Raw genomic sequence first — 10,992 nt, forward strand, 5'->3', positions numbered from 1 at the left:
GGCCGGCACCACGTCGCCGAGGCGGACCGGGGTGGGCGGGGCGAGCAGATCACCGGCGGCCCGGGCGGCGGTACGCGCCAGGTCGGCGGCGGCGGGCTCGCGCAGCGGCAGCAGGTCCTGGTCGGCGGCGGACTGCTGGCTCAGCGCGGATCCGTCCTGGTCGGCGGCGGAGGGGAGGGTGGACACGGCAGCGGCTCCCGGGTGTATTCGCGGCGGTTATGGCAAAGGTGAAGTTCACCGAAACGCGTGCCGTCAAGGGTACGAGGGGAGGCCGGGATTGCGTGATCGTGCGCGTGGAAGCGTTCCCAGAAACTGGCACGAACGCGGATAGTCGTGATAGCTGTGCCTATTGTCACCGAACGGTCCCAGCCCACCCGTTGTTCGCTTAACCTTCGCCCACCGGCTGGCGGGGCACCGGATTACCGGTGGCCGGCCGCGGGGTATTGGGAGCAACTAAACCTTCGTTAAGTGTCGGACCGGCGCGCGTGGGAGGCTCTGGTGGCAGCGCAAGAGACGGCGGAACACAAGTACGTCTACGACTTCGCCGAGGGCAACAAGGACCTCAAGGACCTGCTCGGCGGCAAGGGGGCCAACCTGGCCGAGATGACCAACCTCGGCCTGCCGGTCCCGCCCGGTTTCACCATCACCACCGAGGCCTGCAAGGCCTACCTCGCCACCGGAGCGGAGCCGGCCGGGCTGGCCGAGCAGATCGCCGCGCACCTGGAAGCGCTGGAGCGGGAGATGGGCCGGAGCCTCGGCGACCCGCAGGACCCGCTGCTGGTCTCGGTCCGTTCCGGCGCCAAGTTCTCCATGCCCGGCATGATGGAGACCGTCCTCAACGTCGGCCTCAACGACCGCAGCGTGGTCGGGCTGAGCGCCCAGGCCGGCGGCAACGACCGGTTCGCCTGGGACTCCTACCGCCGCCTGATCCAGATGTTCGGCAAGACCGTCTGCGACGTACCGGGCGAGGAGTTCGAGCACGCGCTCGACGACGTCAAGCGGGCCAAGGGCACCACCAACGACCTGGACCTCGACGCGGACGACCTGCGCGGCCTGGTCGACGCGTACAAGAAGATCTTCAGCAAGCACACCGGGCGGGAGTTCCCGCAGGAGCCGCGCGAGCAGCTCGACCTGGCCATCCGCGCGGTGTTCGAGTCCTGGAACGCCGAACGCGCGGTGATCTACCGCCGGCAGGAGCGCATCCCTGCCGACCTGGGCACCGCTGTCAACGTGGTGGCGATGGTCTTCGGCAACCTGGGCGCCGACTCGGGCACCGGCGTCGCGTTCACCCGGGACCCGGCCAGCGGCGCGCAGGGCATCTACGGCGACTACCTGGCCAACGCCCAGGGCGAGGACGTGGTCGCCGGCATCCGCAACACGGTGCCGCTGCAGGAGCTGGAGCGGATCGACAAGAAGTCCTACGACGAGCTGCTCGACTACATGGCCCGGTTGGAGGGGCACTACAAGGACCTCTGCGACATCGAGTTCACCATCGAGCGCGGCAAGCTCTGGATGCTGCAGACCCGGGTCGGCAAGCGCACCGCCGCGGCCGCCTTCGTCATCGCCGGGCAACTGGTGGACGAGGGCCTGATCGACCTGGACGAGGCGCTGCACCGGGTCAACGGCGCGCAGCTGGCCCAGCTGATGTTCCCCCGGTTCAAGCTCGACCACGAGTTCCAGCCGGTGGCCAAGGGCATCGGGGCGTCGCCGGGTGCGGCCGTCGGCAAGGTGGTCTTCACCTCGGCCCGCGCGGTCGAACTGGCCGCCGAGGGTGAGTCGGTGATCCTGGTCCGCCGGGAGACCAACCCCGACGACCTGAACGGCATGATCGCCGCCAAGGGCATCCTCACCTCGCGCGGCGGCAAGACCAGCCACGCCGCCGTGGTGGCCCGGGGCATGGGCAAGACCTGCGTCTCCGGCGCCGACGAGCTGGACATCAACATCCCGCAGCGGAAGTTCACCGTGGCCGGCCAGACCGTGACCGAGGGCGACGTCGTCTCCATCGACGGCACCACCGGCAAGGTCTACCTCGGCGAGGTGCCGGTCATGCCGTCGGAGGTGGTGCAGTACTTCGAGGGCACCCTCGACCCGGAGCAGACCGACGACGCGCTGGTGCAGGCCGTACACCGGATCATGACGCACGCCGACGCCCGGCGGCGGCTGGCCGTCCGGACGAACGCCGACACCGGCGCGGACGCGGCGCGGGCGCGGCGCTTCGGCGCCCAGGGCATCGGCCTGTGCCGCACCGAGCACATGTTCCTCGGCGACCGCCGGGAGCTGGTCGAGCGGCTGATCCTCGCCGCCACCGACGCCGAGCGGGAGGACGCCCTCGCCGCGCTGCTGCCGTTGCAGCGCGAGGACTTCATCGAGATCTTCCGCGAGATGGACGGCCTGCCGGTCACCGTCCGGCTGATCGACCCGCCGCTGCACGAGTTCCTGCCCCCGCTGGAGCAGCTCGCGGTCAACGTGGCGGTCGCCCAGGAACGCGGCGAGGACGTGGCCAAGGAGGAGGCCCTGCTCGCCGCCGTCCGGCGGATGCACGAGGAGAACCCGATGCTCGGCCTGCGCGGCGTGCGGCTCGGCCTGGTCATCCCGGGCCTGTTCGCCATGCAGGTCCGGGCCATCGCCGAGGCCGCCGTCGCGGTCACCCGGTCCGGCGGGTCGGCCTGCCCGGAGATCATGGTCCCGCTGGTCGGCGCGGTCCAGGAGCTGGAGACGGTACGCGCCGAGGCCGAGAAGATCATCGCCGAGGTGGTCGGCGACAGCGGCGTCGAGGTGCTGATCGGCACGATGATCGAGGTGCCCCGGGCGGCGCTGACCGCCGGGCAGATCGCCGAGGCGGCGCAGTTCTTCTCCTTCGGCACCAACGACCTGACCCAGATGGGCTGGGGCTTCTCCCGCGACGACGTCGAGGGCGCGTTCTTCTGGCGCTACCTGGAGCTGGGCATCTTCGGCATCTCGCCGTTCGAGTCGATCGACCGGGAGGGGGTGGGCCGGCTGGTCCGGATCGCCGCCGAGGAGGGCCGGGCGGCCCGTCCGGGGCTGAAGCTCGGCGTCTGCGGCGAGCACGGCGGCGACCCCGAGTCGGTGCACTTCTTCCACGAGGTCGGGCTGGACTACGTCTCCTGCTCGCCGTTCCGGGTGCCGGTCGCCCGGCTGGAGGCCGGCCGGGCCGCCATCGAGACGGCCGGCTCGGACAGTCGCTGACCCGCTGATCCGTACGCCCCGGCGGCGGACCCGGTCATCGGGTCCGCCGCCGGTCGCGGCTGCGGAGGCCGGCGACGGCAGTGACCCCCTCGGTGCGGCCGGCTCAGACGGGTGGGCGGCGCCAGGTGGCGTGCGGGTGCCGGGTGACGCGCCGGGTCGGCAGCGTGGTCCGGGTGGGGGTGCGCGTGGCGAGCGGGCCGTGGGTGGCCGGTAGCGCGCTGGCGCCGACCGGACGCCGGTGCTCCAGCGCGGCACCGGCCCGGCGGGCGACCGCGCGGGCGTCGGCGTGCAGCGCGGCGAGGTCGCCGGTGGCCTCGGTGACCAGGGTGAGCAGCGCGTCGGGGCCGGCCGGGTAGGTCACCACGCAGCCGGCCGAGGTGTGCACCACGGACTCGCGGAGCTCGCCCCGGCGTGCCGTGTCGGCCATCCGGCTGCCGAGGCCGAAGCCGGCCGCCGCCAGCGCTGCCAGGTGGGTCGCGTCCGTCGTCGGCAGGTCGCTGGAGATGGGCAGGCCGTCGGTGCCGGCGAGCACCGTGCCGACGACCTCCGGGCGGCGCCGGCGCAGCCCTCGCAACTCCGTTGCCACCACGTCCTCGTCCACGCGTGTCTCCCCGTCGTGTCTCCGGTCGGTCGGTCACGTTCCGCATCGAAGACGCTACCGGTGGCCCATGCCGTCCCGCGATCCCGTGACGGTCGGCGATCGGTTGGCAACTCTCGTCTGATCGGGGGTTGCGGGCCGCCGCACCGGACATCGCGGGCGCGCCGGAGCGGCCGTCCGGGCGTACCCTGATCGACATGAGCAGCGCCTGGGAGAGCCTGACCGTCGATGCCCGGGACCCGGCCCGACTCGCCCGCTGGTGGGCCGAGGCGCTGGGCTATCAGGTGGTCACCGAGAAGCCGGACGAGGTGGAGATCCGCCAGTCCGCCGACCGGCTGCCGGGCATCGTGTTCGTGCCGGTGCCCGACGGCAAGGAGGGCAAGAACCGGCTGCATCTCGACCTGCGCCCCAGCGACCAGGAGGCCGAGGTCGAGCGGCTGGTGGACATGGGCGCCCGGCACGTGGACGTCGGGCAGGGCGACGTCGGGTGGACGGTGCTGGCCGACCCGGAGGGCAACGAGTTCTGCGTGCTGCGCGAGCGCGAGGAGTGAGCCGGTTCTGCGAGCCCCGCACTCAACAGGGGTGTGCCGGCAGCGTGACCAGGCCGGTGGCCGGTTGACTGGCCAGCCCGAGCCCGGCCGGCCCGGGGCGGACGACCCGGCCGAGCGCCGGGTCGAGGAGCCGCCGAAGGACTCCGGCTACGGCCGGTCGCCGTACGAGCGGGACCGCGCCCGGGTGCTGCACTCGGCGGCCTTCCGCCGGCTCGCCACGAAGACCCAGGTGCACACGGCCGGCACCGACGACTTCCTGCGTACCCGGCTCACCCACTCGCTGGAGGTCGCCCAGATCGCCCGCGAGATGGGCGCGCGGCTGGGCTGCGACCCCGACGTGGTGGACACCGCCGGGCTGGCCCACGACCTGGGCCACCCGCCGTTCGGGCACAACGGCGAGGCCGCGCTGGACCAGCTCGCCGCGGCCTGCGGCGGCTTCGAGGGCAACGCGCAGACGCTGCGGGTGCTGACCCGGCTGGAGGCCAAGGTGCTGGCCCCGGACGGCTCCTCCGCCGGGCTGAACCTGACCCGGGCGTCGCTCGACGCGGTCGCCAAGTACCCCTGGCCGCGCCGTCCGGGGCAGCGCAAGTTCGGGGTGTACGCCGACGACCGGCCGGTCTTCGACTGGTTGCGCACCGGCGGGCCGGGCGGTGACCGGCGCTGCCTGGAGGCGCAGGTGATGGACTGGGCCGACGACGTGGCCTACTCGGTGCACGACGTGGAGGACGGCATCCACGGCGGCTACGTCACGCTGCACCCGCTGCTGACCGACCCGGACGAGCGGGCCGCCCTCTGCGCCGACGTCGCCGCCACCTACTCCGGCGAGTCCCCGGCCGACCTCGGCGAGGTGCTGGTCGACCTGCTCGCCGACCCGGTGCTCGCCCCGCTCGCCGGGTACGACGGCAGCCACCGCGCGCAGGCGGCGCTGAAGGCCACCACCAGCGTGCTGACCGGCCGCTTCGTCTCCGCCGCGGTGGCCGCCACCCAGGAGCGCTTCGGCGCCGGCCCGCACCGCCGGTACGCCGCCGACCTGGTCGTGCCGCGGTCGATCCGGGCCCGCTGCGCCCTGCTCAAGGGCATCGCGCTGCGCTACGTGCTGCGCCGGCCGGGCGCGCGGGGCCGGTACGAGCGGCAGCGCGAGGTGATCGCCGACCTGGTGGCGGTGCTGGCCGACCGGGCGCCGGACGCGCTGGACCCGGTCTTCGCGCCGCTGTGGCGGGCCGCCCCGGACGACGCCGCCCGGCTGCGGGTGGTGGTCGACCAGGTGGCCTCGCTCACCGACCCGGCGGCGGTCGCCTGGCACACGCGGCTGGTGGGCGGTACCCCGGTCGGGGACGTGCCGAAGTTAGGCTAACCTAACTGGCATGACGGAGCGCGCCAAGAAGGTCACCACCGCCCGGGTGCTGCGCACCTGGCGGCCCACCCCGCACCTGATCCGGCTGGTGCTCGGCGGTGAGGAACTGACCGGCCTACCGGTCGGCGAGTTCACCGACCACTACATCAAGATCCTCTTCCCGGCGCCCGGGGTCGACCACCCCGACCCGGTGGACCTGGCCGCGATCCGTCGTGACCTGCCTCGCGAGCAGTGGCCCCGGCTGCGCGCGTACACCGTGCGGGCCTGGGACCCGCTGGCCGGGGAGCTGACCGTCGACGTGGTGCACCACGGCGACGAAGGGCTGGCCGGCCCGTGGGCGGCCGCGCTGCGCCCGGGCGACCCGGTGCGCTTCGTCGGCCCCGGCGGGGCGTACGCGCCCGACCCGACCGCCGACTGGCACCTGCTGGTCGGCGACGAGAGCGCGCTGCCGGCGATCGCCGCCGCCCTGGAGCGGCTGCCCGTCGGCGCCCCGGCCGTCGCGCTGGTCGAGATCGGCGACCCGGCCGACGAGCAGCCGCTGCTCAGCCCCGGCGCGGTCCGGCTGTCCTGGCTGCACCGAGGCGACCGGCCGGTCGGCGCGGCGCTGCTGGCCGCGGTCCGCGAGGTGGAGTTCCCGCCCGGTGACGTGCACGCCTTCGTGCACGGCGAGGCGACCTGGGTCAAGGAACTGCGCCGGCTGCTGCGCGTGGAGTGGGGCGTGGCCCGGGAGCGGCTCTCCATCTCCGGTTACTGGCGGCGTGGCATGAACGACGAGGGCTGGCGCTCCACCAAGCCCGAGTGGAACCGCCAGGTCGATGCGGAGGAGTCCACCGCCCTCGCCGCCTGACCCGCCGCGACCCCCGGCGAAGCCCCCCGGGCTGACGTTTCCGCGATACTCGCCGGCCGCCCCGCCTTCTTCAGCAGGATGGGACGGGGGTGCGGATGACCGAGCAGCAGGAGGTGCCGGCACACCGGGGGCGCGTCGACCCGGTGGTGCTGGTGCTGAGCGTCGGCGGGGTGCTGGCCGTGGTGGCCTGGGGCGTCTTCGCCCGCGGCTCCCTGGCGGGTTTCGGGGAGTCCGGGCTGGCCTGGACGATCGACACCTTCGGCTGGTTCTTCGTCCTGGCGGCCGACGCCTTCCTGGTGCTGGCGGTGGTGATCGCGGCGAGCCGGTTCGGCCGGATCCGGCTCGGTGCCGACGAGGACGAGCCCGAGTTCAGCTCGCTGGCCTGGATCGCGATGATGTTCAGCGCCGGGATGGGGATCGGCCTGGTCTTCTTCGCCGTCGCCGAGCCCATCCAGCACTACGCGACGCCCCCGCCGGCCACCGGCGTCGCACCGCAGACCGGCGCGGCCGGCGCGACGGCCATGCAGTACACGCTCTTCCACTGGACGCTGCACCCCTGGGGGATCTACGCGGTGGTGGCGCTGGCGCTGGCGTACTCGACCTTTCGGAAGGGCCGGGAGAACCGGATCTCCGCCGCGTTCCGTCCGCTGCTCGGCGACCGGGCCGACGGGGCGGCCGGGCGGGCGGTCGACCTGCTGGCGGTCTTCGCCACGGTGTTCGGTTCGGCGACCAGCCTCGGCCTCGGCGCGCTCCAGGTCGCCGCCGGCCTCGACCTGGTGTCCGGCGTCCCGGACACGACAGCGGTGGAGCTGGTCGTGATCGGCGCGCTCACGCTGGCCTTCGTGATCTCCGCCTTCTCCGGCCTGCACAAGGGCATCAAGTGGCTCTCCACCACCAACGTCCTGCTGGCGGTGCTGCTGATGCTCTTCGTCTTCGTGGTCGGGCCGACCATCTACACGCTGGAGGTGCTGCCGGCCTCGGTCGGCGACTACCTGAGCAACCTGCTCTTCATGTCCACCCGTACCGGCGCCTTCTCCGACCCGTCGTGGCTCGGCTCCTGGACGATCTTCTACTGGGCGTGGTGGATCTCCTGGGCGCCGTTCGTGGGCACCTTCATCGCCCGCATCTCCAGGGGGCGGACGATCCGGCAGTTCCTGGTCGGGGTGCTGCTGGTGCCGAGCGGGGCCAGCGCGGTCTGGTTCGCGGTGCTGGGCGGCAGTGCGCTGCGGGCGCAGGCCACCGGCGCGCGCGACCTGGTCGCGGACGTCGGGGCGGGCACCGAGCAGGCACTGTTCGGCCTGCTGGACGCGTTGCCGCTGGCGACGTTGACCAGCGTCCTGGCCATGGTGCTGATCGGGCTGTACTTCGTCACCAGCGCCGACTCCGCGTCGCTGGTGCTCGGCTCGCTGACCTCCCGGGGGGCGCTGCGTCCGCACCGGGTGCTGGTGGTCACCTGGGGGGTGCTGATCGGCGCGACGGCGGCGGTGCTGCTGCTGGCCGGCGGGTTGGACGCGCTGCAACAGGCGACGATCATGGTGGCGCTGCCGTTCGTGGTGGTGATGCTCGGCCTCGCGGTGGCGCTGGTCCGGGACATGTCCCGGGACCCCACGGTCAACCCGCCGGCCCGCAACCGCCGCTACGGCCTGGCCGCCGCGATCCGCGCGGCTCGGTCGTACCAGGAGGAGGATCCGCCGCCGGTGCGGCGCTACCTGCGCCGCCGCCCCCGGTGACCCGCGCCCACCGGACCGACCTCACCGGCCGGCGGTGGTCTCCCCGTCGTGTACGACCTCCCGCTCCCACAGCTGCCGGGGCTGGGTGTGCAGGCGCCAGTAGTGCTCCGCGATGTCGTCCGGGTCGAACGCCGTGCCGGGGGCGACGGCACCGGCGACGGTGACCGTGGCCACGTGGACCCCGGCCGGTCCGTACTCCTGGTCGAGCAGCGCCACGAGGGTCCGCACGCCGGCCTTGCCGAGCGAGAGGGAAACGTACCGCGGCTTCGGCTCCGGCATCCCGCCGGTGACGATGAACGAGCCGCCGCCGCGCCGGGCCATGCCGGGCAGGACGTGCGCGGCCGTGGTGAGCGCCCCCACCACGTTGACCGCCCAGGCGGCCTGGTGGGCGCTGACGGACAACTCGCCGACCGAGTCCGCCTGGATGATCGCGGCGTTGTACACCGCGACGTCCGGCGGGCCCAGTTCGTCGGCCGCCGCGTCCAGCGCCGCCCGGAGCGCCGTCTCGTCGGTGCTGTCGGCGGTCAACGGCACCGCCCGTACGCCGAGCGCGGCGACGGCCTCGGCCGCCGCCCGCACCGTCGCCCCGGTGCGGGCGAGGAGCGCGACCGGCAGGCCCTCCCGGGCGAACCGCAACGCGACCGCCCGCCCGATGCCCGGTCCCGCCCCGATGATCACCGCGCCCGCCATGCTCTGCTCCTTCGTCCCGCCGGCCATCGACGGGAGAAAAGCTAAGCTTTGTCACCGGTGTGAAGGTCAACGGCTGAATGGGGCAGCTCACATGCGGATCGGGGCGCTGGCCCGCGAGACCGGGGTGAGCGCGCGGCTGCTGCGCTACTACGAGGAGCAGGGGTTGCTCCGCCCGGTGCGGCTGGCCAACGGCTACCGCGAGTACGCCGACTCGGACGTCGTCACCGTCTCCCACATCCGGTCCCTGCTCGCCGCCGGGCTCCCCACCGCCGTCATCGCGCAGGTGCTGCACTGCGTGCACGACGACGGTGGGCGCCTGACCCCGTCGGCGTGCCCGGGCATGGTCGAGCACCTGGAGCGGGAGCGGGCCCGCATCGCCGACGCGATCGCGCGGCTCGGCACCGAGCGGCAGGCGCTCGACACCCTGCTCGCCGCCATACCGGGGCGGGGCGACCGGTCCGACGTCGCCGGCCGGGAGCGGTCGGCCGGGGAGTAGCTCCGGACGCGTCCGCGCCCCGATCGTCCGGTGATGTCCTTCCGCCGGGCCGGCGTGGCGGTCGGCGCCACACCGGGGCGTCCCCCGGCGGCGGAGCGTCGGTCCGGCAGGGCAGGATGTACGCCGAGGGGGTGGCGAGCATGGCTGGGCGGATCCGGGACGAGGACATCGCGCTGGTCCGCGAGCGCACCTCGATCGCGGACGTGATCTCCGAGACGGTGACCCTGAAGTCCGCCGGCGGCGGCAACCTCAAGGGCCTGTGCCCGTTCCACGACGAGAAGAGCCCCTCGTTCAACGTCTCGCCCGCCCGCAACGTCTGGTACTGCTTCGGCTGCGGCGCCGGCGGCGACGCGATCAAGTTCCTGATGGACGCCGAGCACCTGAGCTTCGTCGAGGCCGTCGAGCGGCTCGCCGCCCGGGCCGGTATCCAGTTGCGCTACGTCGAGGGCGACCAGGCCGCGCCGCGGGCCGCCCGCCCGCAGCACGGGCAGAAGCAGCGCCTGGTCGCCGCGCACGCCGCCGCCGTCGAGTTCTACCGGGCCCAGCTCGGCACGGCCGGTGCCCGGCCGGCCCGCGAGTTCCTCGCCCGCCGCGGCTTCGACAAGGCCGCCGCCGAGCGGTACGGGTGCGGGTTCGCCCCGGACGGCTGGGACCTGCTCACCAAGCACCTGCGCCAGCAGGGCTTCACGCACGACGAGCTGGTCACCGCCGGGCTGTCCCGGCCGGCCCGCTCCGGCTCGCTGATCGACCGGTTCCGCCGCCGGTTGATGTGGCCGATCCGGGACATCACCGGTGACGTGATCGGTTTCGGCGCCCGGAAGCTCTTCGACGACGACGACGGCCCGAAGTACCTGAACACCCCCGAGACGCCGATCTACAAGAAGTCGCACGTCCTCTACGGCATCGACCAGGCCAAGCGCGAGATCGCCAAGCAGGGCAAGGTGGTCGTGGTCGAGGGCTACACCGACGTGATGGCCTGCCACCTGGCCGACGTGCCGACGGCGGTGGCGACCTGCGGCACCGCGTTCGGCGCCGACCACATCGCCGTGCTGCGCCGGGTGCTCTTCGACAGCGACGAGCGGGCCGGCGAGATCATCTTCACCTTCGACGGGGACGCCGCCGGGCAGAAGGCCGCGCTGCGCGCGTTCGAGGACGACCAGCGCTTCGTCGGGCGTACCTTCATCGCGGTCAGCCCCGACAACATGGACCCGTGCGAGCTGCGGCTGGCCAAGGGTGACCTGGCGGTGCGCGACCTGGTCGCCCGCCGCGAGCCGCTGGTCGACTTCGCGCTGCGCCACGTGATCAGCCGCTACGACCTGGACACCGTCGACGGCCGGGTGGAGGCGATGCGCCGGGCCGCGCCCCTGGTCGCCAAGCTCAAGGACCGGGAGAAGCGCCCGGAGTACGTCCGCAAGCTCGCCGGCGACCTCGGCATGGAGATCGAGCCGGTGCAGCGGGCCGTGCTGGCCGCCGCCTCCGGCCAGCCCGGTCGGGAGGCCGGTCCCGCGCCCTCCCGGCC

At 73.6% G+C, this 10,992-nt stretch carries 10 protein-coding genes; 7 read left to right on the top strand and 3 right to left on the bottom strand.

What is annotated here, in order from left to right; genetic code table 11:
* Positions 1-186: hypothetical protein (locus tag DLJ47_RS10625; protein WP_146228070.1), on the bottom strand; the 186-nt coding region annotated here is incomplete at its 3' end.
* A 312-nt stretch (positions 187-498) separates the two neighbouring features.
* On the opposite strand from DLJ47_RS10625, the gene ppdK reads away from it, so the two are divergent.
* Entirely contained in the window at positions 499-3,207 is a 2,709-nt protein-coding gene (gene ppdK, locus DLJ47_RS10630; protein WP_109899883.1) for a pyruvate, phosphate dikinase, read from the top strand.
* Between the two features lie 103 nt (positions 3,208-3,310).
* On the opposite strand, the gene DLJ47_RS10635 is transcribed toward ppdK, so the two are convergent.
* A complete protein-coding gene (locus DLJ47_RS10635; protein ID WP_109899879.1) occupies positions 3,311-3,808 on the bottom strand; it encodes a roadblock/LC7 domain-containing protein in 498 nt (165 codons plus the stop codon).
* 194 nt (positions 3,809-4,002) lie between these two features.
* Between DLJ47_RS10635 and DLJ47_RS10640 the strand changes: the two genes are divergently transcribed.
* The 4 genes from DLJ47_RS10640 to DLJ47_RS10655 all read left to right on the top strand — a co-directional run bounded on the left by DLJ47_RS10640 (position 4,003) and on the right by DLJ47_RS10655 (position 8,287).
* The gene (locus DLJ47_RS10640; RefSeq protein WP_109899884.1) at positions 4,003-4,356 is read left to right on the top strand and encodes a VOC family protein; all 354 of its coding nucleotides are present in this window, start codon (positions 4,003-4,005) and stop codon (positions 4,354-4,356) included.
* A 64-nt stretch (positions 4,357-4,420) separates the two neighbouring features.
* Complete coding sequence (locus DLJ47_RS10645) at positions 4,421-5,710, top strand: deoxyguanosinetriphosphate triphosphohydrolase (RefSeq protein ID WP_109899885.1); 1,290 nt, start codon at positions 4,421-4,423, stop codon at positions 5,708-5,710.
* A gap of 10 nt (positions 5,711-5,720) precedes the next feature.
* On the top strand, positions 5,721-6,557 hold the full coding sequence (locus DLJ47_RS10650) for a siderophore-interacting protein (RefSeq protein ID WP_109899880.1): 837 nt from the start codon (positions 5,721-5,723) through the stop codon (positions 6,555-6,557).
* Positions 6,558-6,652: 95 nt separating this feature from the next.
* Positions 6,653-8,287: a BCCT family transporter gene (locus tag DLJ47_RS10655; RefSeq protein WP_109899886.1), complete on the top strand. Its 1,635-nt coding sequence runs from the start codon at positions 6,653-6,655 to the stop codon at positions 8,285-8,287.
* A 21-nt stretch (positions 8,288-8,308) separates the two neighbouring features.
* On the opposite strand, the gene DLJ47_RS10660 is transcribed toward DLJ47_RS10655, so the two are convergent.
* Positions 8,309-8,977: an SDR family NAD(P)-dependent oxidoreductase gene (locus DLJ47_RS10660; protein WP_109899887.1), complete on the bottom strand. Its 669-nt coding sequence runs from the start codon at positions 8,975-8,977 to the stop codon at positions 8,309-8,311.
* Between the two features lie 91 nt (positions 8,978-9,068).
* Here DLJ47_RS10660 and DLJ47_RS10665 point away from each other — a divergent pair, with 91 nt between their 5' ends.
* On the top strand, positions 9,069-9,473 hold the full coding sequence (locus DLJ47_RS10665) for a MerR family transcriptional regulator (protein ID WP_109899881.1): 405 nt from the start codon (positions 9,069-9,071) through the stop codon (positions 9,471-9,473).
* Between the two features lie 116 nt (positions 9,474-9,589).
* A partial coding sequence (gene dnaG / locus DLJ47_RS10670; RefSeq protein WP_109899882.1) for a DNA primase occupies positions 9,590-10,992 on the top strand: 1,403 nt, incomplete at its 3' end.

It is taken from the genome of Micromonospora sp. S4605, from assembly GCF_003176715.1.
GTDB classification, from domain to species: Bacteria; Actinomycetota; Actinomycetes; order Mycobacteriales; family Micromonosporaceae; genus Micromonospora; species Micromonospora echinaurantiaca.